The 23,125-nt window shown below is 64.9% G+C and carries 15 protein-coding genes; 11 read left to right on the plus strand and 4 right to left on the minus strand.

The features are described from left to right. The first annotated feature begins 103 nt into the window (after positions 1 to 103). The 9 genes from CXR43_RS11680 to uvrC all read left to right on the plus strand — a co-directional run bounded on the left by CXR43_RS11680 (position 104) and on the right by uvrC (position 17,012). On the plus strand, positions 104 to 6,550 hold the full coding sequence (locus tag CXR43_RS11680) for a type I polyketide synthase (RefSeq protein ID WP_103334280.1): 6,447 nt from the start codon (positions 104 to 106) through the stop codon (positions 6,548 to 6,550). A gap of 1 nt (position 6,551) precedes the next feature. Then, entirely contained in the window at positions 6,552 to 7,550 is a 999-nt protein-coding gene (locus CXR43_RS11685; RefSeq protein ID WP_103334281.1) for a glycosyltransferase, read from the plus strand. Then, a complete protein-coding gene (locus CXR43_RS11690) occupies positions 7,550 to 12,070 on the plus strand; it encodes a MupA/Atu3671 family FMN-dependent luciferase-like monooxygenase (protein ID WP_103334282.1) in 4,521 nt (1,506 codons plus the stop codon). The genes CXR43_RS11685 and CXR43_RS11690 overlap by 1 nt, the downstream gene beginning before the upstream one ends. Continuing rightward, positions 12,063 to 12,692, plus strand: a complete 630-nt coding sequence (locus tag CXR43_RS11695) for a 4'-phosphopantetheinyl transferase family protein (RefSeq protein WP_168219820.1) — start codon at positions 12,063 to 12,065, stop codon at positions 12,690 to 12,692. The genes CXR43_RS11690 and CXR43_RS11695 overlap by 8 nt, the downstream gene beginning before the upstream one ends. A 100-nt stretch (positions 12,693 to 12,792) precedes the next feature. After that, positions 12,793 to 13,002, plus strand: coding sequence for a hypothetical protein (locus CXR43_RS11700; protein WP_103334284.1), 210 nt, complete (start codon positions 12,793 to 12,795; stop codon positions 13,000 to 13,002). Positions 13,003 to 13,062: 60 nt separating this feature from the next. Continuing rightward, positions 13,063 to 13,857 (plus strand): S49 family peptidase, encoded by a 795-nt coding sequence (locus CXR43_RS11705; RefSeq protein ID WP_103334285.1) that lies wholly within the window; start codon positions 13,063 to 13,065, stop codon positions 13,855 to 13,857. Continuing rightward, positions 13,858 to 14,040: a hypothetical protein gene (locus CXR43_RS11710; RefSeq protein ID WP_103334286.1), complete on the plus strand. Its 183-nt coding sequence runs from the start codon at positions 13,858 to 13,860 to the stop codon at positions 14,038 to 14,040. It begins immediately after the preceding gene. Positions 14,041 to 14,043: 3 nt separating this feature from the next. Beyond that, complete coding sequence (locus CXR43_RS11715; protein WP_103334287.1) at positions 14,044 to 14,817, plus strand: SDR family oxidoreductase; 774 nt, start codon at positions 14,044 to 14,046, stop codon at positions 14,815 to 14,817. 320 nt (positions 14,818 to 15,137) lie between these two features. Next, complete coding sequence (gene uvrC / locus CXR43_RS11720; protein WP_103334658.1) at positions 15,138 to 17,012, plus strand: excinuclease ABC subunit UvrC; 1,875 nt, start codon at positions 15,138 to 15,140, stop codon at positions 17,010 to 17,012. On the opposite strand, the gene CXR43_RS11725 is transcribed toward uvrC, so the two are convergent. The 4 genes from CXR43_RS11725 to CXR43_RS11740 form a co-directional block, all read right to left on the minus strand. After that, positions 16,996 to 18,207 carry a winged helix-turn-helix domain-containing protein gene (locus CXR43_RS11725; RefSeq protein WP_210402096.1) on the minus strand — a complete coding sequence of 404 codons (1,212 nt, stop codon included), beginning with the start codon at positions 18,205 to 18,207 and terminating at the stop codon, positions 16,996 to 16,998. The two genes, uvrC and CXR43_RS11725, sit on opposite strands and share 17 nt — an antisense overlap. Positions 18,208 to 18,259: 52 nt before the next feature. Beyond that, positions 18,260 to 19,297 carry a fatty acid desaturase gene (locus CXR43_RS11730; protein WP_435530805.1) on the minus strand — a complete coding sequence of 346 codons (1,038 nt, stop codon included), beginning with the start codon at positions 19,295 to 19,297 and terminating at the stop codon, positions 18,260 to 18,262. A 150-nt stretch (positions 19,298 to 19,447) separates the two neighbouring features. Further along, the gene (rlmN, locus tag CXR43_RS11735) at positions 19,448 to 20,635 is read right to left on the minus strand and encodes a dual-specificity RNA methyltransferase RlmN (protein ID WP_103334660.1); all 1,188 of its coding nucleotides are present in this window, start codon (positions 20,633 to 20,635) and stop codon (positions 19,448 to 19,450) included. A 162-nt stretch (positions 20,636 to 20,797) separates the two neighbouring features. After that, positions 20,798 to 21,322: an invasion associated locus B family protein gene (locus tag CXR43_RS11740; RefSeq protein ID WP_103334289.1), complete on the minus strand. Its 525-nt coding sequence runs from the start codon at positions 21,320 to 21,322 to the stop codon at positions 20,798 to 20,800. Positions 21,323 to 21,496: 174 nt separating this feature from the next. Here CXR43_RS11740 and CXR43_RS11745 point away from each other — a divergent pair, with 174 nt between their 5' ends. Both CXR43_RS11745 and CXR43_RS11750 read left to right on the plus strand, forming a co-directional pair. Further along, positions 21,497 to 22,489 (plus strand): asparaginase, encoded by a 993-nt coding sequence (locus tag CXR43_RS11745; protein WP_168219821.1) that lies wholly within the window; start codon positions 21,497 to 21,499, stop codon positions 22,487 to 22,489. Between the two features lie 262 nt (positions 22,490 to 22,751). Continuing rightward, positions 22,752 to 23,099 carry a DUF2794 domain-containing protein gene (locus CXR43_RS11750; RefSeq protein WP_103334291.1) on the plus strand — a complete coding sequence of 116 codons (348 nt, stop codon included), beginning with the start codon at positions 22,752 to 22,754 and terminating at the stop codon, positions 23,097 to 23,099. Positions 23,100 to 23,125: the final 26 nt, after the last annotated feature.

Raw genomic sequence — 23,125 nt, forward strand, 5'->3', positions numbered from 1 at the left:
GACAGCCCATGCCCCCTCGGGGCAGGCCCCGCCAATACTCCTTATTTTAGCCAAGTTTGATCCATAGCTACCGCGCCACTTGCGCCTGCCGAGTACGCCAATTATGCCCGAACGTCCTTCGCCTGCCGATCTGTCCGACACCGACATCGCCATTGTCGGCATGGCCGCACATCTGCCCGGTGCCGAAGACATTGGCACCTATTGGCGCAATCTGCGCGCCGGGGTGGGCGCGATCCGGGTGCTGGACGAGGCGGCCCTGCTGGCAGCCGGGGAATCCGCGGCCCGGATGGCGCGACCCAATTACGTGGCCGCCGCCGCCGTGCTGGACAGGTTCGAGCAGTTTGATGCCGAATTCTTTGGCTTCTCTCCCAAAGAGGCCGCCATCCTCGATCCCCAGCACCGCCAGTTCCTTGAGGTGGCATGGGAGGCGCTGGAAAACGCGGGCCACCCGCCGGAAAGCTTCCCCGGCCCCATCGGCGTCTGGGCGGGCTGTGGCATGGGGTCGTATTTCTATTTCAACCTGTGCTCGCACCGCGATCTGGTGGAGGAGACCGGCCTGTTTCTGCTGCGCCATACCGGCAATGACAAGGATTTCCTGGCCACCCGCGTCAGCCATATCCTTGATCTGAAGGGGCCAAGCATCAGCGTGCAGACCGCCTGCTCCACCAGCCTCGTGGCGGTGCATTACGCAGCACAGGCGCTCTTGAACGGCGAATGCGACATGGCGCTTGCGGGCGGGGTCACCATCGAACTGCCCCATGCGCGCGGCTATCTCTACACCGAAGGCGAGATCCTGTCGCCTGACGGCCAGTGCCACGCCTTCGATCACCGCGCCGAAGGCACCGTCTTTGGCTCGGGCGCGGGCTGCGTGGTGCTGCGCCGGGCAAAAGAGGCCCTGCGCGACGGTGATCATATCTGGGCAATCCTCAAGGGCTCGGCGGTCAACAACGATGGCGCCGGCAAGGCGGGCTATCTGGCTCCGTCGGTTGACGGCCAGGCCCGCTGCATCGCCGAGGCGCAGGCGGTGGCCGGGGTCACGGCGGACTCTGTCAGCTATGTCGAATGCCACGGCACCGGCACCTATCTGGGCGACCCGATCGAGGTGGCGGCCCTGACCGCCGCCTTCCGCGAAACCACCGATGCGGTGGGCACCTGCCGCATCGGCAGCGTGAAAACCAATATCGGCCATCTGGATACGGCCGCGGGCGTGGCCAGCCTGATCAAGGTGGCCCTCGCCCTGCACCACCGCGAACTGCCGCCCTCTCTGGGCTACGAGGCCCCGAACCCCGCGATTGACTTTGAAACCTCCCCCTTCCGCGTCAATGACCGGCTGACCGCCTGGGACGCGCCCATCCTGCGCGCCGGGGTGAACAGCCTGGGCGTCGGCGGCACCAATGCCCATGCGGTGCTGGAACAGGCCCCGCCGCGCCCGGCATCGGGGCAAAGCGACTGGCCGTTTCAGCCCCTTGTCCTCTCGGCCCGCAGCAAGGCCGCGCTTGATGCCGCCTCCACGCGCCTTGCCACCCACTTGCGCGCCAACCCCGGCCAGCCGCTTGCCGATGTGGCCTTCACCCTGAAAGACGGCCGCCGCGGCTTTGACAAACGCCGCGTGCTGGTGGCCAGCAGCCATGCCGAAGCCGCCGATCTTCTCGAAACCAACGATCCCCGCCGCGTCTTTACCCATGACCATCTGGGCGATGACCCGCAGGTGATCTTCATGTTCCCCGGCGGCGGCGCGCAATATGCCGGCATGGCGCGCGATCTGTATGAAACCGAACCGGTCTTTGCCGACTGGATGGACCGCGGCCTTGCCGTGCTGGAGCCCAGGCTCGACTACGATATCCGCGCGCTCTGGCTGCCTGCCAAAGGCGCAGAGCCGGCGGCAGATGCCGCCCTCAAGCGCCCCTCGGTGCAGCTGCCACTGATCATGATCACCGAATACGCGCTGGCCAAGCTCTTCGAGTCCTGGGGTGTCACGCCCACCGCGCTCGTCGGCCATTCGATGGGCGAAAACACCGCCGCCGCACTTGCCGGGGTGATGAGTTTCGAAGATTGCATCGGCCTCGTGCACCTGCGCGGCACCTTGTTCGACACCATCGCGCCGGGCGGCATGCTCTCCGTCCCGCTGTCCGAACCCGAACTGCGCAAGGCGCTAGATGACGCTGGTCATTTTCAGTCTGACACCATCCCGGGGGTCGCCAAGGGTGCGCCTTTGGTTCAAGCGCCACTGGCAACGGGGCTGGCCCCCGCTTCCACATCGCCGCTGGACATCGCCTCGGTCAATGCGCCCGACCTCTGCGTTGTTTCCGGCCCCGACAGCGCCCTCGCCGACCTTGCCGCCAGACTGACCGCCCAAGGCATCGAGACCCGTCGCATCGCCATCGACATCGCCGCCCATTCCGCAATGCTGGACCCGATCCTGGCGCAATTCGGCGATTATCTCCGGTCTATCCGGCTGTCACCCCCAACCCTGCCCATCCTCTCCAACCGCACCGGCCGTGAGCTTACCCCGCAGCAGGCCACCGACCCCGACTATTGGGTGCAGCACCTGCGCGGCACGGTGAACTTCCGCGCCTGCATGGAGTGGCTCAAGGCAGAACCGGCGCGGGTCTATATGGAAATGGGGCCGGGCCGGGCGCTGTCGTCGCTGGCCCAGGCCAATGGCGTGCCTTCGGGTCAGGTTATCCCGGCCCTGCGCCACCCCGATCACCCCATGGCAGATGACGCCTGGCACATGGTCACGCTGGCCCGGCTCTGGGCCTGCGGCGTGGCGGTGGACTGGGGGCAGATCTGGGGCGACGCCCCTCGCCAGCGTGTGCCGCTGCCCGGCTATGCCTTTCAGCGCAAACCCTATTTCATCGCCCCGGCAGAGGGGCAGGCGGCCGCAACAGAGGCCCCGCCCGCCCGCATCGCCGATCTGGCCAACTGGGGCTACATGCCCCATTGGCACCCCAAGGCGGCAGGGTTCGATCTGGATGACCTGTCGCTCACCCCGCCAGAGACCTGGCTGATCTTCCTTGATGACACCGGCCTGTGCGCCACCGTGGCCGACCGGCTGGTACAGGCCGGGCACCGGGTGGTGCGGGTGCGCGCGGGCGATGCCTTTGCCCGCGACGCACAGGGCGATTACCGCCTGTCGCCGGAACGCGGCCGCGAAGGCTATGACAGCCTGATCCGCGATCTGGTGGCGCGCGGGCTGGCCCCGTCCCGCATCCTGCATGGCTGGCTGGTGACGGGCCGCGAAACCTTCCGTCCCGGCTCCAGTTTCCTGCACCGCAACATCGAACAGGGCTTTTACGCCCTGATGTTCCTCTGCCAGGCGCTGACGGAGGAAAACCTGCCCCGGCCGATCCGCCTGACGGTGCTGACCACCGGGGCGGCACAGGTGAAGGGCGAGGCCCTGGCCTATCCCGAAAAAGCCATGGTGCTTGGCCCCGCCCGCGTCATCCCGCGCGAACTGCCGGGGGTGCTGGTCGGCCTGCTGGATCTTGGCCCCGGCGATGCGGCAGATGTGGTGCTGGAAGAGGTGCTGTCCGATCAGCCCGCCATAGCCGCGTGGCGCAAGGGGCGCCGCTACGAAACCGGCGTCAGGGCGGTGCCCTTGCCCGAGGCCGGGGTTGATCTGCCGCAGGGCGCGCATGTCCTGATCACCGGCGGCTTTGGCGGCATCGGCCTGACCGTGGCCGAAACCCTGATCCGGCGCTTTGGCGTCAGGATCACCCTTGTCGCACGGCGCGCGCTGCCCGACCGAGCCACCTGGCCGGCGCTGCTTGCCAGGGTCGCCCCGGGTGATCCGCTGGCGCGGCGCATCCTCGCCCTGCAACGGCTTGAAGCCCTGGGCGCTCAGGTGCTGGTCGCCCAGGCCGATGTGGCCAATCTCGATGAGATGCGGGCGGCAAGGCAAGCGGGTGAGGCGCGCTTTGGCCCGGTCCATGCGGTGATCCATGCGGCGGGCGTGGTCGATGACGGCCCCATGATGCTCAAGACCACCGCCGAGGTCGAAGAGGTCTTTGCCCCCAAGCTGCACGGAACCCAGGTGCTGGACCGCCTGTTCCCCGATGGCTCCATCGCCCTCTTGGTGCTGTTTTCCTCCACCTCCACCATCACCGGGCCTGCGGGGCAGATCGACTATGTGGCGGCGAATGAATATCTCAACGCCTATGCCAAACACCGGACGGGCGGCAAGACCCGCGTCATCGCGCTGAACTGGGGCATCTGGCAGGGTGTCGGCATGGCCGCCGAGGCGCTCGCCGACCGCACCGGCACGCCCGACTCGCCGCGTGTGCCGATCAAGGCGCATTTGCTGGATGAGGCCGGGTTCGACCGCCACGGCAACCGGGTGTTTCACGCAACCTACGGGCTTGACCGCTGGGTGCTGGATCAGCACCGCCTCAAGGGGGGCACCGCCTTGATCCCCGGCACCGGCTATCTGGAACTGCTGGCCGAGGCATGGGCGGAGCAGGGCGAGACCGACGCTTTCGAAATCCGCGATCTGACCTTCTTTCGCGCGCTCGATATCGGCGACACCCCCCGCCCGGTGCGGGCGCGGCTGCGCCGCAGTGACGAAGGCTACACGGTTGATGTCCAGTCTGCCTTGCCGGTCAAGGGCCGGACAGGCTGGCTGCAGCATGCCTCTGCCCGCCTCCTGCCCTTGGCCGAGGCTGCCCCTCGCCTCGATGTGGCCGCCCTTGCGGCCCGGTTGCCAAGGCCAGAGCTGGGGACGGGCCTGCCCAGCCCGCAAGAGGCGCATCTGGACTTTGGCCCGCGCTGGCGGGTGCTGACCTCCCGCACCATCGGCCGCGGCGAGGGGTTGGCGCATCTGGCCTTGCCCGATCCTTACCGGGCAGAGCCGGATCAGGGCTGGCACATCCACCCCGCCCTGATGGATCTGGCCACCGGCTGGGCCATGGGGCTGATCGACGGCTACCGTCCCGATCACCTCTGGGTGCCGGTCTCTTACAGCCGCGTCCGGGTCTATCGCCCGCTGCCCGCCCGTATTGTCAGCCATGTGCGCAACGCCGGGGCCAATCTGGCCGCGCGCGGAACGGCGGTGTTTGACGTGACGCTGGCGACGCCCGAAGGCGAGGTCTGCATCGAGGTGCAGGGCTTCACCATCCACCGGCTGGACGGCGGCCTGCGGCAGACGCCGCCCGACCCGCGCAGCCTTGAGCTTGACGACCCGCAGCCCCGCGCCACGTCGCCCGCCGAAGACCGGCTGCTGCACGCCTTTTCGCAAGGCATCCGCCCGGCAGAAGGGGCCGAGGCTTTTGGTCGCGCGGTGGCGCTGGGCCACAGCCAGATCATCGTGTCCTCGCTCGACCTGGCCGCGCTGATCCGCGCCGCCGAGGTGCCAGACACGGCACCGACCGAAACCTCCCGTTTCGACCGCCCCGATCTGGACAGCGATTACGTTGAACCGCGCGGCGATATCGAACGCACCCTTGCAGGCTTCTGGCAGGATCTGCTGGGGGTGGCGCGGGTCGGTACCGGCGACAGTTTCTTTGACCTTGGCGGCCACAGCCTCATCGCGGTGCGGCTGTTTGCGATGATCAAGAAGGCCTATCGCACCGATTTCCCGATTTCGGTGCTGTTCGAGGCCCCCACCATCGCCGCCTGCGCCGCGCTGATCGAGGCGCAGATCGGCCCGCAGGAAGATCGGTCCACGCCCAGTGCAACCCCCGGTGCCGGGCCCGCGCCGCGCCGCTTTACCCATATCGTGCCCATGCACAAGGGCGAGGCGCGCGCCGGGGGCGGGGCAAAGACACCCTTCTTCCTTGTCGCGGGCATGTTCGGCAATGTGCTGAACCTGCGCCATCTGGCGCAGCTTCTGGGCGGCGACCGGCCGTTCTATGGCTTGCAGGCCCGGGGACTTTACGGTGAGGCGCAGCCGCATACCGATTTTGTCAGCGCCGCGCGCGACTACATCGCCGAAATGCGGCAGGTGCAACCCACCGGCCCCTACCTGCTGGGCGGGTTTTCAGGGGGCGGGCTGATCGCCTGGGAAATCGCCCGCCAGCTGGAAGCCTCGGGCGATCAGGTGCCGCTGCTGGTGCTGCTCGACACGCCGCTGCCGCTGCGCCCCGCCCTGAGCAAGCTGGACAGGCTGATCATCCGGCTGGCCGAGCTGCGGGCCGAAGGGCCTGCCTTCCTGGGCCGCTGGTGGCGCGAAAAACAGGCGTGGAAACAGGCGCAGCGCGCGGGGTCCAGCGACGAAGCCGCCCTGCACAATGGTGCCATCGAGGCCGCGTTCCGCGCCGCGCTGCCGCTCTATCACATGGCCCCGCGTCAGGGGGCCGTGGCCTTGTTCCGTCCACCGCTTGACAGGCGCTGGCAGGTGACCGGCGGGCGTTGGGTCAGTGCGGCGCGGGAATTTGTCCTGCCCGACAACGACCTTGCGCAATTCGCCCCGGCGCTGCAGGTGATCGAGGTGCCGGGCGATCATGACAGCATGGTGCTGGAACCGAATGTGCGCGTCCTCTCCGCCCGCCTGCGCGCCCTGATAGAGGCCGCCGAAACCACCGCCCCCGTTCTGGCGCAGGCGGCGGAATAACATGGCCAGCGTGCTGACAGTGATCCTGAACTGGCGGACGGCAGAGATGACCCTGCGCTCTGCCACCGCCGCGCTGCAGGCGATGCAGGGCATCGATGGCGCGCTGGTCATCGTTGACAACGACTCCGGCGACGGCAGTTTCGAGCGCCTGACCGCCGAGGTGGCGGCGCGCGGCTGGGATCAGGGCCCGCATGGCGTGCGGGTGCTGCAATCGGGGCGCAATGGTGGCTTTGGCGCGGGCAACAATTTTGGCATCCGCGCCGGTCTGCCTGCAGGGCAACGCCCGGATTATGTCTACCTGCTCAACTCCGACGCCTTTCCCGAACCGGGTGCCATCCGCGCCCTGCTGGCGCATCTGGAAACCCATCCCGCCACCGGCTTTGCCGGCAGCCATATCTGTGGCGAGGATGGTGCGCCGCATCACACCGCCTTCCGCTTTCCCTCCATCGCGGGCGAGTTTGAACAGGCCGCCCGTCTGGGCCCGATCACCCGCCTGCTGCGCGGGTCTGTGGTGGCTCCGCCCTTGCCGGTGGCATCCGGCCGGGTGGATTGGCTGGCCGGGGCCAGCCTGATGATGCGGCATAGGGTGCTGGACCGTATCGGCCTGTTTGACGAGACCTTCTTTTTGTATTTCGAGGAAACCGACCTCTGCCTGCGGGCCGCACGGGCCGGGTTTCCCACCGATTACGTTCTGGAAAGCCGGGTGGCCCATGTCGGATCGGTGTCGACCGGCATGAAGACCTGGCAGCGCATCCCGCGCTTCTGGCTCGAGTCGCGGATGTATTACTATACCAAGTCGCATGGCCGCGCCTATGCGCTGGCGGCGACGGCGGCGCATGTGGCGGGCGGGCTGATCTGGCGGTTGCGGGCGCTGGTCCAGCGCAGGCCGGTGCTCGATCCGCCGCATTACCTGCGCGACATGACGGCCCATGCCATGCACTGGGCAATGTCCGGCTTCCGGCCGGTGACCAAGACCGCTGCGGCGGCAAGGAGAGTCTGATGGGTCTGACAGCGCTTCTGATCGGCAATGAAAGCCTGACGCAGGCCTGCGGTGCCGCATGGCTGGCGCGCGGGCACCGGCTGGCGGCGGTGGTGACGCGCCAGCCAGACCTGCGCGCCTGGGCCATGGCGCAGGGCCTGCGGGTGGAACCCCCCGGGGCGGGGCTGGACCAGCGGCTGGCAGGGCTGACCTGCGACTGGCTCTTGTCGGTCGCCAACCTGTCACTGGTGCCAGCGGCGGTGCGGGCCATGGCCACGCAAGGCGCGGTGAATTTTCATGACGGACCCTTGCCGCGCTATGCCGGCCTCAATGCCCCGGTCTGGGCGCTGCTGGCGGGCGAACGGCAGCATGGCATCACCTGGCACCTGATGACCGATGGCGTCGATCAGGGCGACATTCTGGAGCAGCGCCTGTTTGACCTGCACCCGGCAGAAACCGCGCTGACCCTGAACTCCCGCTGTTTCGAGGCGGGCCTCGACAGCTTTCCGGCGCTGATGGCCCAGCTGGAAACCGGGCTGCGCCCGGTGCCGCAGGATTTTACCCAGCGGCAGGTCTTTGCCCGCGCCGACAGGCCCGCCGCCTTTGGGCATCTGGATTTTTCGCACCCTGCCGAAGCCGTCGCGCGCAGGGTGCGGGCGCTGGACCATGGCCGCAGCTGGAACCCTCTGACCACGGCCAAGATCGCCAGCACCTTTGGGGTGCTGAACGTGGGGGCGGCAGATGTGGTGCAGGGTGCGGGCGCGCCAGGCGCGGTGCTGTCCAGCTCTCCCCAAGGGGTGGTGGTGGCTTGTGCGCAGGGCGCAGTCCGGTTGCACCGGCTCAGTTGCCAGAGGCGCGGATTGCCGGTCTGCCCGTCCACGGTGACCGATATGTCCCCGCCGCCCGATGCAGAGGCGCTGACGGCGGCGCTTGCGGCTCTGGTGCCGTTCGAGCCTGCGATCCGCAAGCGGCTGGCGACGCTGTCGCCACTGGTGGTGGCAGGCGCTGGCGCTGGCACGGGCGCGGCTCAGGGCGCGGGGGACGGCTGGCTGCGGCTGGCGGTGGCAGGCGACGCCGCCACGCTGGCGGTGGCCATGGCGCGGGTATCGGGACAGGCCAGCCCCGATGTGGCGCTTTCGGTCGCGCCGGGCCTGGCGGGCTACAGCAGCGGCTGGGTGCCGGTGCGGGTGGCAACAGATGGGACGGTCGCTGCCGCGCGGGCGGTTGTATTGGCCGAACGCGCACCGGGTTTCGCGCTCGACCTGATGACGCGCGATGCCGCGCTCTCCGGTCTGGCGATGCCGCAGGTGGCGGTGTCTCTGCACGGCGCGCCGGTGGCGGGCAGTGTGATCACACTCTCCGACGGTGCGCTGCAGGCCGATCTGTCACAGCTGTCTGAGGCCGAGGCGCGGGCGCTGGCCGAGCGTCTGTCCTTTGTCATCGGGGCCGCCACAGAGGCCGCGCGCGTCGCCGATCTGCCCATTCTATCTGCGCACGAACGGCGTGCTGTTTTATCCGACGTGAACCATACGTTTGCCATACGTGAAACATACTGTGTGCATCAGGCCTTCGAGGCGCAGGCGCAGCGCACACCCGATGCCCCGGCGATCAGTTTTGAAGCGCTGGACCTGACCTATGCCCAGCTGAACGCGCGGGCCAATCGGGTGGCCAATGTGCTGCGCGATATGGGCGTGGGGCCGGGGGTGCTGGTCGGCCTGCACCTGCGCCGCAGCGCTGATATGCTGGTGGGCGCGCTGGCCATTCTGAAGGCCGGAGGGGCCTATGTGCCGATGGACCCGGCCTATCCCGCTGAAAGAACAGCACTTTTCATCGAAGATTCCGCCTGCCCGGTGATCGTGACCAGCAGTCATCTGGCAGGCGCGCTGCCGAAACAACTGGCGGCGCTGTGTCTGGACAGCGATGAACGGATCGCCGGGGCCTCTGACGCAAACCCCACATCTGGTGTCACGCCGGGCGATCTGGCCTATATGATCTATACATCCGGCTCCACCGGACGTCCGAAGGGCGTGATGGTCGAACATCGGAATGTTGTGAACTTTTTCAAAGGGATGGACAATCGTATCGGCACCGATCCGGGCGTGTGGCTGGCCGTCACCTCCATGTCCTTCGACATCTCGGTGCTAGAGCTGTTCTGGACCCTGGCCCGTGGCTTCAAGGTGGTGATCTCATCCGATGAAAACCGGACACTGATGTCTTCCGGGCGGATCAGATCCGAAAAAAATATATATTTTTCATTGTATTACTGGGGCAATGATGATGGGGCTGGCGCCAGTAAATACCAGCTGCTGCTGGACGGGGCACGGTTTGCCGATGCCCATGGCTTTGTCGCGGTCTGGACGCCGGAACGACATTTCCACGCCTTTGGCGGGCCCTACCCGAACCCGTCCGTCACCGGCGCTGCGGTGGCGGCGGTCACCAGAAACATCGGCGTGCGGGCCGGGTCTTGCGTGGTGCCATTGCATCATCCCGCGCGGATTGCCGAGGAATGGGCGGTGATCGACAACCTGACAAATGGCAAGGCGGGCATGGCGATTGCCAGCGGCTGGCAGCCGGAAGACTTTGTGCTGCGCCCGGAAAACACGCCTCCAAACAACAAGTTAGCAATGTACGCCGCTGCCGATCAGGTCCGCCGTCTGTGGCGTGGTGAGGCGGTGGATTTCCCCAAGGCGGATGGAACGATGGTCCCGGTCGTCACTCAACCCCGCCCTGTGTCGCGCGAATTGCCCCTGTGGGTGACCACCGCAGGCAACCCCGCCACCTGGCGCGAGGCGGGCGAGATGGGGGCGAATGTGCTGACGCACCTGCTGGGCCAATCACTGGAAGAGGTTGCAGGCAAGATCCGCCTCTACCGCGAGGCGCGCGCCAAGGCCGGGCATGACCCCGACAGCGGTGTGGTCACCCTGATGCTGCATACCTATCTCGGACAAGACCGCGCCGAGGCGCGCCGCGTGGCGGAAGCGCCGATGAAGGCCTATCTTGCGTCAGCGGTCGGCTTGGTGAAGCAATATGCCTGGGCCTTCCCGGCATTCAAGAAGCCGCAGGGGGTATCCGACCCCATGGACATTGACCTGCGCAGCCTAAGTGCCGAAGAACACGAGGCTATTCTTGATTTCGCCTTTCAGCGCTATTTTGAAGACTCTGGCCTGTTCGGAACGGTTGATGATGCGCTGGCCCGGGTGGAGCAGCTCAAGCACATCGGTGTGGGCGAGGTCGCCTGTCTGATCGATTACGGCATTGCGCCCGATCAGGTGATGGCGGGGCTGGTTCCGTTGGCCGAGGTGGTGCGGCGGGCGAATGCCGGCGGCGGTGTCGAGGCGGATGATTACGCGATTGCGGCGCAACTGATCCGGCACCGGGTGACGCATCTGCAATGCACCCCCAGCATGGCGCGGATGATGGCCATGAATGACGACTCGCGCGCTGCCTTGGCAGGTGTAAAGACGATGATGATCGGGGGTGAGCCGCTGCCCGGTGCGTTGGTGCAAGATCTGCGCGCGGCATCCGGCGCGCGCATCCTGAACATGTATGGGCCGACCGAAACCACGATCTGGTCGTCGGTGGAGGAGGTCGGCGCGGTCGAACCGGTGTCGAACATCGGCACGCCGCTGGCCAATCAGCAGATGTATGTGCTGGATGAGACGATGGAGCCGGTGCCGGTAGGCACGGCAGGGGAGCTGTGGATCGGGGGGGATGGCGTCACGCGTGGCTATTGGCAGCGGGACGATCTGACGGCAGAGCGCTTTGTGGCGGATCCGTTCGTCAGCCCGGATCGGGCTTGTCCCTGGGGCGCGCGGATGTATCGCACGGGCGATCTGGTCCGCCGGCGGGCGGATGGTAAGATCGATTTCCTGGGCCGCACCGACCATCAGGTCAAGCTGCGCGGCTACCGGATTGAACTGGGCGAGATCGAGGCCGTGCTGGAGGCACAGCCGGGGGTGCGCCAGGCTGTGGTGATGGCGCGCGAGGACAGTCCAGGCGATTTGCGGTTGGTGGGCTATGTCACCGGGGCGGCGCAGGAAAGCGGCCTGCGGGCGGCGCTGGCAGCGGCCTTGCCCGAGCATATGGTTCCTGCCCATATCGTGACGCTTGAGGCATTTCCGCTCACCCCCAACCGCAAGGTGGACCGCAAGGCCTTGCCGGCACCGGGGGTGCGGGCTGAGCCAGCGGCATTTGTGGGTCCTGCGTCAGATATTGAGGCGCAGATCGCGGCGGTCTGGTCGCGGGTGCTTGGCGTCCCGAGGGTGGGGGCCAGGGACAACTTCTTTGCGCTGGGGGGGCATTCCTTGCTTGCGGTGCAGGCGCATCGCGAAATCCGTGCGGCCTTGGGAACCAGCAGGCTGTCGATCACCGATATCTTCCGCTTTCCGACGCTGTCGGATCTGGCGGCCCATCTGGAGGACAGCCCAAAGGCTGCAGGCGTTGCACCGCCCACAGGGCTGGCGGCGCAGGCCGGGGCGCGGGCGGATGCCATGGCGCGCAGGCGTGCAATGCGGGCCGGGCGGGCTGGTGTGGATGCCTGATGCAGGGCTGCTGGCGGCGCTGCGGGCCATCGCGCCCGTGGGGGCGGGGATTGCCTGGACAGATCCGCGTGCCGATCATCCGCTGATGCAGGGCGAGGGTTTGCCAGCGGCGGTGCCCCTGCGGCAGCGCGAATTTGCGGCGGGTCGGGCGGCAGTTCGCAGCGCCATGAGGCAGATCGGCCTTGCGCCGGAGGTCATTGCGCAGGGCGCGGATCGTGCGCCCGTCTGGCCCGCGGGACTGGTGGGGTCAATCACCCATACCCGGCGGCACTGTCTGGCAGTGGTGATGCCGGGTGCCCTGTGCCGGGGGATCGGGATTGATCTGGAAGACGACACGCCGCTGGAGCCCGAACTGATGGATGATATCCTGCGACCCGAAGAACGGCTGGGGATCACCGGGGGTCAGGCCAAGGCCGTGTTCTGCGCCAAGGAATCCGCGTTCAAGGCGCAATACTTGGTCAGCCGCAGGGTTTATGGCTTTGAGGGGATGAGAATAGAGATGGAGGCGGATCGTTTTGTGGCGGTGTTCACCCAGAGTGTGCCGCCCTTTGCCATCGGCGACCGGATTGCCGGGCGCATCCTGCGGGTGGGGGGCCATGTGCTGACGCTGGCCGCTCTTTGATGGCGGGCGGCGACGAATTGTCGCGACACGCCCGGGCAATGCGCTATCATCCGATCATACGCCTGTCTTGAGGAGGGCATGCGGTGCCTTGGAGGATGGAATGAACAAACTCATCGCGCTGATCTGCGTGGTCAGCTGGTCTGGATTCTGGGCCTTTGGGTATCTGGCTTTGACGGCGGATATACAGGATCAGACGCAGATCATGGTCGCCAGCCTGCTGGCTGCGTTTGGCTTTTTGTCGGGGGTGTTTGCCTATATCCGGCTGGCCCGCGACAGACCGACAACCTACACCCGGGTGCGACAAAGCTAAACCGGTGAGAAACGGCGCTTTGCCCTTGTTCGGGGTCGGGGTCCGACTTACCTCTGGGGCATGAAGCACCTCATCCCGTTTATGCCCAAACCGCCTGTTGTCTCTGTGATCCGCCTGCAAGGGGCGATTGGAACGGGGGGGCGCAGTCTTTCGGATCAGGCCCTGGCTCCCGTGATCGAACGGGCATTTTCCCGCGGCAAACCGGCGGCGGTGGCGCTTGTCATCAATTCGCCCGGCGGTTCGCCGGTGCAATCGTCATTGATCGCATCGCGCATCCGGCGGTTGTCGGTCGAGAAGACTGTGCCGGTGCATTGTTTTGTCGAAGATATCGCGGCCTCTGGCGGCTATTGGCTGGCGACGGCTGCGGACCAGATCTGGGTGGACGAGTCCTCGCTTGTCGGCTCTATCGGGGTGATTTACGCCAGCTTTGGCTTTCACGAGTTGATGCAAAAAAACGGCGTGGAGCGGCGGGTGCATACTGCGGGTCGGTCGAAATCCTTTGCGGACCCGTTCAAGCCTGAGCGACCAGAGGATGTGGAACGGATCAACGCGATGCTGGCCCCTCTGCACGAAAATTTCATTGCGCAGGTCAAGGCGCGGCGTGGGGCGCGGCTGAAACCGGACGCCGATCTGTTCAACGCCGATATCTGGGTGGGTCGCGCCAGCGTTGACAACGGGCTGACCGATGGTGTCGGCCATCTGGTGCCCAAGATGAAAGAGATGTTTGGCGACAAGGTGCGACTGGTGCCCTATGGGCAGCGGCGCGGGTTGTTGCAGCGCTTTGGCATGACGATGAGTGATACGCTGATGGCATCGGTCGAGGAGCGTGCCCTTTGGGCGCGCTATGGGCTTTAGATGCTGGTCAAGATCATCCTGATCTTCCTTCTGGCCATGGTGCTGGTGGGGATGGTGGGAAAGCTGGTCTTCCCTTCGGCGATTGACCGGGTGAAGTCCAAGGCGCTTGGGCGTGGGCCTGTGTGCCGGTCCTGCGGGCGATATGTGATCGGCAAACGCTGTGATTGCGAAAAGAAGGGCTGAGCCATGGCAGCTTTGGTAACCGGGGCAGGCAAGCGGCTTGGCCGTGCGATGGCGCTGTATCTGGCGGCGCGCGGACAGGACGTTGCGGTGCATTATGCGTCCTCGGCTGAGGAAGCGCAGGCGGTGGTCGATGAGATTGGCGCGATGGGCCGCCGGGCGGTGGCGCTGCGCGCTGATCTGCTGGACGAGGCGCAGGTCGAAACGCTGGTCTCACGCGCGGCAGCGGCCTTGGGTCCGCTGACCGTGCTGGTCAACAACGCCTCGATCTTTGAATATGACACGGTGCAGACTGGCACGCGTGCCAGTTGGGACCGGGCGATGGAAAGCAACCTGCGGGCTCCGTTCGTGCTGACTCAGGCTTTTGCAGCGCAATGCCCGCAGGCGGTACCGGATGCGCAGGGCGAGCCGGTGGCGCAGGGGTTGGTGGTCAATATGATCGACCAGCGGATCCACAAGCTGACGCCGGAGTTTGCCAGTTACACCATCGCCAAGATGGGGCTTTGGGCCCTGACAAGAACCGCGGCGCAGGGGTTGGCCCCTCATGTTCGGGTCAATGGCATCGGACCGGGGCCGACTCTGCAAGGCGGGCGACAGTCGGCGCATCACTTTGCAGCGCAGCGTGCAGCGACCGTTCTGGGGCGGGGGGCGAACCCGTCGGACATCACGGCCGCACTTGGGTTTTTCCTCGATTCCCCTGGCGTGACCGGTCAGATGATCGCGGTGGACGGCGGCCAGCACCTGGGCTGGAAAACACCCGATGTCCTGGGTGTCGAGTGATCCTGACGGACAAGGCGGCTCAAGTTGTCCACTTTTCTTAATACGTTCACACATGCGTTACACAAGCCTCTGATTTTACAGAAATTTAACAGGTATGCAAAAATATACCGTTCATTTTCAATGTGTTATATTTTCGCATAAAAAATAGGCATGTTAACGAACTGGGCGAAATACAAGGGAAATTCGGCGATGATGAAACTTTCTCCGCAGAGTTATCCACAGAAACGGTGGACTTCTTCCCCCTTGCCCCGAGCGCGATATCATTGCAGCGCCAGGGCAGAATCGATGCCTTCGGGCAGGATCTTTTCAAGGGACAGGATGTGACCGACAAAACCCCGCAGACCGAGGCCGTGGCGACCGGTCAGACAGTGATCCAGGCCTATCTGAAGACACTCGATGCTTCTCCGGGTGTCTATCGCATGCTCAACCCCAAGGGCGAGGTTCTGTATGTCGGCAAGGCCCGCAACCTCAAGGCGCGGGTGTCCAATTATGCGCGGGGCACGGGACATTCGGCGCGGATCGCGCGGATGATCTTCGAGACCGCCAGCATGATGTTTCTGACCACCCGCACCGAGGTGGAGGCGCTGCTGCTGGAGCAGAACCTGATCAAGCAGCTGAAGCCGCGCTACAATGTGCTGATGCGGGATGACAAGAGCTTTCCCAACATCCTGATCTCCAAGACCCATGCCTATCCGCAGCTGAAAAAGCACCGCGGCAAGAAGACGGAAAAGGGGGCCTATTTTGGCCCCTTCGCCTCGGCCGGCGCGGTGAACCGCACGCTGAACCAGTTGCAGAAAGTGTTCCTGCTGCGCAATTGTACGGATGCGATGTTTGAATCGCGGACCCGGCCTTGCCTGCAATATCAGATCAAGCGGTGTTCTGCGCCCTGTGTCGCGAAAGTCAGCGCCGAGGGGTACGGCCAGCTGGTTGCCGATGCCGAGCGGTTCTTGCAGGGCAAGACGACGACGGTGCAGGCCAATCTGGCGGCCGAGATGGCAAAAGCGTCAGAGGAGATGGAGTTCGAGCGCGCCGCTGCGCTGCGCGACCGCATCCGCGCGCTGACACAGGTACAGCAGGCGCAAGGCATCAACCCGCGCGGCGTGGCCGAGGCGGACATCGTGGCGCTGCATCTGGAAGGCGGGCAGGCCTGTGTTCAGGTGTTCTTCATCCGCGCCAATCAAAGCTGGGGCAACCGCGACTTCTATCCGCGCACCGGGGCGGGGGCAGAAGAGGCAGAGATCCTGACCGCGTTCCTGACGCAGTTTTATGATGACAAGGAACCGCCAAGGCTGATCTTGCTGTCGCATCCGGTGGAAGATGAGGATCTGGTGGTGCAGGCTCTGTCTGACCGTGCGGGCCGGCGCGTGGAACTGGCCGTGCCCTTGCGCGGCGAAAAGGCCGAGCTGGTGGAAAACGCCACCCGCAACGCGCGCGAAAGCCTTGCGCGCAAGATGGCCGAAAGCAGCACCCAGAACAAATTGCTGGCTGGCCTTGCCGAAGCCTTTGATCTGGACGCGCCCCCGCAGCGGATCGAGATCTATGACAACGCGCATATCCAGGGCTCGGACGCGGTGGGCGGCATGGTGGTGGCGGGGCCGGAGGGGTTCGTCAAATCGCAATACCGCAAGTTCAACATCAAGTCCGCGGCAGGGGCAAACTCTGACGATTTCGGCATGATGAAAGAAGTGCTGACCCGGCGCTTCGAGCGGTTGATCAAGGAAGATCCTGACCGCAAAACGGACATGTGGCCGGATCTGTTGCTGATCGACGGCGGTGCGGGGCAGGTGTCGGCCGTGGGCAGCATTCTGGCTGAGCTGGGAGTGGAAGACGTGCCGTTTATCGGCGTGGCAAAGGGGATCGACCGCGACGCCGGCAAAGAGGAATTCCACCGTCCCGGTTTGCGGCCCTTTGCCCTGCAACGCAACGATCCGGTGCTGTATTTCGTGCAACGACTGCGGGATGAGGCGCATCGCTGGGCCAATGGCGCGCATGTGGCCAAACGGGCCAAGCAGGTCGGGGTAACCCCGCTGGATGATATCCCGGGCGTCGGGGCCACGCGCAAACGGGCGCTTTTGGCGCATTTCGGCAGCGCAAAGGCGGTATCGCGGGCGGGAGTATCGGACCTGACGGCGGTGGATGGAATTTCCGAGGCGATGGCGCAGGTGATCTACGACACCTTCAACGCGCGGGGCTGAGCGGGTCGCGCTGCCAGCCGGAAGCGTAGTCGCAGGTTGTGCAATGGGCGAAGACGGCAAGCCGCTCGAGCTCACGCGTGAGTTTGCGTATCCGCGCCTGTGTCATGCGGACGCCAGGTTCTGGCCAGAAGGCGCGGATACGCAGGGTGCCAGTGCTGCGGTCGGCCTTGGCGTCGGCGCGGCCGATCAGGCGGGTCCCTTCCAACACCGGAAACACATAATACCCGTAGTGGCGTTTCGGTTCGGGCACGAAGACCTCGATCCGGTAGTGAAAGCCGAACAACCGTTCGATCCGCGCGCGGTCGCGCAGCGCAGGGTCGAAGGGCGACAGGATCCGCAGAGCGGTGGGAGCATCCGGCAGGGCCTGCACGCGTGCGGACAGATCGGGCCGGGCGAGGGCAGGGCGCAGCGCTCCATCCGCCTGTTCAACGGTGATGCGGATCAGGCGGCTTGCAGCGATTTCCGCCCGCGCCCAATCCTGCACCGCCGCTTTGTCGACCGCATGCCAATAGCGCGCGATTTCCGTTTCATCGGCAAAGCCGAGGTTGGCAAGCGCCGAGGTACAAGCCCAGTCGCAATGCTGTTGGGGCGAGGTTTCGGTGCGGTAGATTTCGGCGGGGATGACGTTTTCGGTCAGGTCATAGACCTTGCGAAAGGCGTCACGGCGGGTGACGGCGATTTGCCCAGTGCGCCAGAGCCATTCCAGCGCGGTTTTCGACGGGTGCCAGTCCCACCAGCCGCCTTTGCCGCGTTCTTCTCCGATGCCGACATCGCTGCTGCTGACCGGGCCATGCGCGGCGATGTGGTTCAGGATGGTGTCAAACTGTGCTGTGTATCCGTCGCGAAACCAGCGCTGCCAACTGGCCTGCAGGCGGGTGGCATCCCGGGCAAAGCGGTGCTTCCACTGCGGGAAAAGCGCCATGGGTAGGATCGAGGCGTCATGCGTCCAATGCTCGAACAGCGCGCGGTCTTGTTCCAACAGCGGTTTCAGGGCTGCGGGGCGATAGTTGTGTCGGCGCGCCCAAAGGATCATGTGATGTGCGCGTTCGACAGTGCTGATGCTGTCGACCTGCACAAAGCCGATGCGGTCGATCAGCGCCGCCAGATCCGCGCCTTTGGCCGGGCCATGCCGCGGGTCAGTCAGGGCATGGTGCTGCAAAAACAGGTGGCGGGCGGTAGCGTTCGGCACATGCATGGCTGCCAGTCGAACCGCGCCACGCCCCAAAGGTCAAGATCCTTGCAGCTTCTCAGGCCGCCTGTGCCGCACGGGACTGATGCGCTTCGCGGAAGGTCACCAGTCGCCGGTTCGCCTCATCCCACAGGTGCAGACGGGCGCAAGACAGGCTTTCACGCAGGGTCAGCACCTGGGCTTCGGCCAACACCGGATAATCGCGCAAGATTTCGGACAGGCGATAGAACGGAATGCGGCTGTAAAGATGATGCACATGGTGGATGCCAATATTCGCGGTCATCCAGCGCAGGGGCTGCGGCAGTTTGTAATGCGAACTGCCCAGCAGGGCGGCGTCATGCATCTGCCAATCGGCCTCTTGGTCCCAATAGGTTTCCTCGAACTGGTGCTGCACGAAAAACAGCCAGACCCCGATGGTGGCGGCTGAAACCACCGTGGGCAGGAAGATCAGCACCGGCACCTGCCAGCCCCCCAGCAGGTACAGGCCGGCGATCAGCGCTGCCAGCACCAGATTGGTGCCCATGGCCGACAGCCAGTAACGCCAGCCCGCGGTCATCAGACCCAGCGGGAGGCGGTATTCCAGAATGAACAGATAGGCCGGGCCGATGCCGAACATCACGATCGGATGGCGATAGGCGCGGTACAGCAACCGGCCCAGCCAGCTGCGCTGGTTGTATTCGTCAATGGTCAGGGTCATCACGTCGCCGATGCCGCGCCGGTCAAGATTGCCGGCATGGGCGTGGTGGATGGAATGCGTGCGTTTCCAGACGGTATAGGGCGTCAGCGTCAACACACCGATGGCGCGGCCAACCCAGTCATTCACCTCACGGCTGGCAAAGAAAGACTGATGACCGCAATCATGCTGGATCAGGAACAGGCGCACCAGCCAGAACCCATTGAGCACTGCTATCGCCAGTGCCAGCCACGGGCTGACAGACAAGGCGGCCCAGGCGGCGGCCCAGAAGGCCAGGAACCCAGCCAGCGTCACCGCCAGTTCGAACAGCGAGCGTCTGGTGGAAGGGTCGCGGTATTTCGCCAGCAACGGCACCCATTTTCTGGCGCTCGCCTCTTGGGCTTGCGCCAGGTCGTTCTGCATCATCGTCATTCAGGGGCCCTTGCGGCGTTTGGATCAGCTATCTTGGTCATAGGCGTGTGTATGTTCTCTGACACGTCCTATGTAAAAGTGTAAACTCACGCTACAATTTTCTGCATTGAGCGCCAAGCGCGGCAATTTGCCCACCATGGTTTACCCATGTGAAAGCCCTGCCTCGGCCGCGATGGCGCGAGACGATTTGCGGGCGCGTTCGGTCGCCGATTTCAGCTGGCCACAGGCCGCCATGATGTCTTCGCCGCGCGGGGTGCGGATCGGGCTGGCATAGCCCGCCTGATAGATGATGTCGGCAAAGGCATGGATGCGGTTGCCGCTGGAGCGTTTGTAAGGCGCGCCGGGCCATTCGTTGAACGGGATCAGATTGACCTTGGCCGGAATGCCGCGCAACAGCTCGACCAGTCGATGCGCATCCTCTTTCGTGTCATTCACACCGTCGAGCATGACATATTCAAAGGTGATCCGCTCCGAATTCGACAGGCCCGGATACTCACGCAGCGCATCGAGCAGGGTGGCAATGTTCCAGCGCTTGTTGATCGGCACCAGCTGATCGCGCACTTCGTCGGTGGTGGCGTGGAAGGAGATGGCCAGCAAGCAACCGATTTCGGTCGCGGTGCGGGCGATTTCCGGCACCACGCCACTGGTGGACAGGGTGATGCGGCGACGGCCGAGGGCGATACCCTCGTTGTCCATCACCACTTTCATCGCATCACGCACGTTCTCGAAGTTGTACAGCGGCTCGCCCATGCCCATCAGCACGATGTTGCTGATCAGCCGCGTCTCATTCTTGGGGTCGCCCTGCACCGGCCATTCGCCCAGATCATCGCGCGCCAGCATGACCTGCCCGACGATTTCCCCGGCAGTCAGATTGCGGACCAGTTTCTGTGTGCCGGTGTGGCAGAACGAACAGGTCAGGGTGCAGCCGACCTGGGAGGAAATGCACAGCGTGCCACGGTCGGTTTCGGGGATATAAACCACCTCTACCTCATGCCCGCCCGCAATGCGGACCAGATATTTGCGGGTACCGTCGGTGGAGACTTGCTTGCTGACCACTTCGGGCAGCTCGATGGTGAAGTGGTCTGCCAGCAGGGCGCGGTAGTCCTTGGCGAGATTGGTCATCTGTGCAAAGTCGCGCACGCCCCAGTGATAGACCCATTGCCAGATCTGCCCCAGCCGCATCTTGGCCTGCTTTTCCGGCGTGCCGGCAGCGATCAGTGCCGTGCGCAGCTGATCGCGCGTCAGACCGACGATATTCGTGAGGCCGCCCTCGGGCAGCTTGCGCGGCAGGGTCAGCACATCCTGGGTGATCGGGGCTGTCGGGGTCATCGGCATGTCCATTGGCGGGGTAAGGCAGTCATATAGGGGATTCGGCGCGAAAACGGAACCAGGCAAACGAAACTGTGCGATCAATCACACAAGGCTGTTGGGGCTGAAAACGCAAAACGCCCCGGATAATCCGGGGCGCCGTCTTGTGCCAATGCCGCGCGGTCACCGGCAGCGGGCTTCAGCCTCTGTCATGGCCGCGGTAAAGCCGCGCAGGCTGAAGGTATCCTGCGTCTGGGTGCCACGACCGGACGCCCCGGTGATCACCGCCGTTGCGCCGCGCTTCATGGCGTCCAGAATGGCACTGTCCGCCTCGGCGCTGGCCGGCCAGGCCCATTCGCCATCGGCAAACAGATCATAGCTTTGACCATCGATCACAACCTTGACGGTCGAGCCGTTGGCGAAAGGATAGCCGCCGGTGAAAGACACTTCGCCGCGCGCCCCTGCACCGGGACGGAAGGTCACGAACAGCAGGATATCGCCCCGGCGGACCGACACCGGCTGGCCGTCGCGGCTGTTGATGGTTTCCTTGGGGCTGGACACACCCCAGCATTCCTTGGGGTTTTCTTCTGTAAACACACTCCAGTCCGTAAGCGTGGCGACGCGGTTCGTCGATTCTTGCGCGACGGCTGATGTGGCTGTCAGAGCCATGGCAACGCCAAGTGCGGTGCGCACGAAGATGGATGTCATAATGTTACAGCCTCCAAGCTGTCCTTTGCCTCTGCCCGTCTGCCGCCGTTTTTGCGATACGGCTTTTCCTGTGGCAGCAGGGCGTTCAACCCGATATCCCATCTGTAACGCAAAAAGACCAATCCGCGAAAGCCCCATGGGCAACAAATCGCGCATCTGTGACGGGGGACGCCGGTGAAAAATGCAGTGCCAATGGTGGAATTGTGGCGGGGCGGGCAGTTGGAAAGCTGTCATGCCGGCCATGCGGTGATCTGGGGTGAGGATGGTCTTCTGGAAAGCTGGGGTGATCCGGCGACGATCATCTTCCCCCGGTCGTCGTGCAAGATGATACAGGCGCTGCCTTTGGTGGAAAGTGGTGCTGCGGATGCGGCCGGGCTGACCGATCGGCATCTGGCCTTGTCTTGCGCCAGCCATCAGGGAGCGGCCCTGCATGTGGGCATGACCGGGGATTGGCTGAAGGGGCTGGGTCTGGCGGAGGCCGATCTGCGCTGCGGGTCACACGAGCCCTATGACCGGGAGGAACGGAACCGTCTGATCCAGGCCGATGAGGCCCCCTGCCAACTGCACAACAACTGCTCGGGCAAGCATTGCGGTTTTCTGACTGCCACCCAGCATATGAAAGCCGGGCCGGAATATGTGGAGATTGACCATCCGCTGCAACGCGCGATCCGTGCGGCCACCGAAGAGGTCACGGGCGAGGCAGTGGCGGGCCATGGCATCGACGGCTGTTCGGCCCCCAATTTCGCGATGTCCCTTGCGGGGCTGGCGCGGGCCATGCAGGCCTTTGCCGTCGCGCGCGACACGGGCGACGGGCGGCAGCGGGCCATGGCGCGGCTGCGGCAGGCAATGGCGGCACATCCCGAGATGGTGGCCGGGGAAGGCCGGGCTTGTACCGAACTGATGCGCGCCATGGACGGCAGGGTGGCGATCAAGACCGGGGCAGAAGCGGTGTTCGTGGCGATGATCCCGGAACAGAACATCGGCATCGCATTGAAAATTGCCGACGGGGCGACCCGCGCGTCAGAGGCGGCAGTTGTGGCGCTTCTGGTCCGGTTGGGCGTGCTGGAGGCGGATCATCCAATGGCGCAAAGGCGGCTTCCCGGCGTGCAGAAGAACTGGCGCGGGTTGACGACGGGCGAGGTTCGACTGGCCGCAGGATTTGCCTGACTGAAAAGACCCGGATAACAAAAAAGCCCCCGTCAGTGTGACGGGGGCTTTGTGTCGCGGTATGACGGTCCGGGGACCGGGCATCTGGGCGGGGGCAGTCAACACCCGATCCCCGGAGTTACTCACACTACGTATACAAGGTATCGCTGTCTTGTGTGGCGGCAATCGGGTGCGCCCGGGGCGCGGCCGGGGTCATTTCGTGGTGGAAGTTGGGCAGCGGATGTGGGCTTGATTTACCCCGTGCCGGCAGTAAGCTGATCAGATGACGGTTCAACCCCCGAGCCATTACCCCTTTGTCACATCCCTGCCCGAGCAGGTGTGTTTCGACCGGCAGGAACTGTCGGCGATCCTTGCCCTCTATGGCAGGATGGTGGCCTTGGGCGAATGGCGCGATTACGGCATTTCCACCTTGCGCGACTTTGCGGTGTTCGAGGTGTACAGGCGGACGGCAGAGCATCCGCTGTACCGCATTGAAAAGCGGCCCAAGCTGCGTGGCAAGCAGGGCATCTATGCGGTGGTGGGCATGGATGGCCAGATCCTGCGGCGCGGTGGTGACTTGGCGCAGGTGCTGCGGGTTCTGGAACGCAAGCTGATCCGGCCGATTGACTGAGCCGCGGGCGGGCCGCGGAAGACAGT

Source organism: Pseudotabrizicola formosa (assembly GCF_002900965.1).
In the GTDB taxonomy this organism is placed as follows: domain Bacteria; phylum Pseudomonadota; class Alphaproteobacteria; order Rhodobacterales; family Rhodobacteraceae; genus Pseudotabrizicola; species Pseudotabrizicola formosa.

What these genes read in the sequence shown, in the direction of transcription:
- CXR43_RS11705 (WP_103334285.1), top strand. Translation starts at nt 13,063, where the DNA reads ATGAAGCACCTCATCCCGTTTATGCCCAAACCGCCTGTTGTCTCTGTG.
- CXR43_RS11715 (WP_103334287.1), top strand. Translation starts at nt 14,044, where the DNA reads ATGGCAGCTTTGGTAACCGGGGCAGGCAAGCGGCTTGGCCGTGCGATG.
- rlmN (WP_103334660.1), bottom strand. Translation starts at nt 20,635, where the DNA reads ATGACCCCGACAGCCCCGATCACCCAGGATGTGCTGACCCTGCCGCGC.
- CXR43_RS11700 (WP_103334284.1), top strand. Translation starts at nt 12,793, where the DNA reads ATGAACAAACTCATCGCGCTGATCTGCGTGGTCAGCTGGTCTGGATTC.
- CXR43_RS11710 (WP_103334286.1), top strand. Translation starts at nt 13,858, where the DNA reads ATGCTGGTCAAGATCATCCTGATCTTCCTTCTGGCCATGGTGCTGGTG.
- CXR43_RS11695 (WP_168219820.1), top strand. Translation starts at nt 12,063, where the DNA reads ATGCCTGATGCAGGGCTGCTGGCGGCGCTGCGGGCCATCGCGCCCGTG.
- CXR43_RS11680 (WP_103334280.1), top strand. Translation starts at nt 104, where the DNA reads ATGCCCGAACGTCCTTCGCCTGCCGATCTGTCCGACACCGACATCGCC.
- CXR43_RS11690 (WP_103334282.1), top strand. Translation starts at nt 7,550, where the DNA reads ATGGGTCTGACAGCGCTTCTGATCGGCAATGAAAGCCTGACGCAGGCC.
- CXR43_RS11730 (WP_435530805.1), bottom strand. Translation starts at nt 19,297, where the DNA reads ATGCAGAACGACCTGGCGCAAGCCCAAGAGGCGAGCGCCAGAAAATGG.
- CXR43_RS11740 (WP_103334289.1), bottom strand. Translation starts at nt 21,322, where the DNA reads ATGACATCCATCTTCGTGCGCACCGCACTTGGCGTTGCCATGGCTCTG.
- CXR43_RS11750 (WP_103334291.1), top strand. Translation starts at nt 22,752, where the DNA reads ATGACGGTTCAACCCCCGAGCCATTACCCCTTTGTCACATCCCTGCCC.
- CXR43_RS11725 (WP_210402096.1), bottom strand. Translation starts at nt 18,207, where the DNA reads ATGCATGTGCCGAACGCTACCGCCCGCCACCTGTTTTTGCAGCACCAT.
- CXR43_RS11685 (WP_103334281.1), top strand. Translation starts at nt 6,552, where the DNA reads ATGGCCAGCGTGCTGACAGTGATCCTGAACTGGCGGACGGCAGAGATG.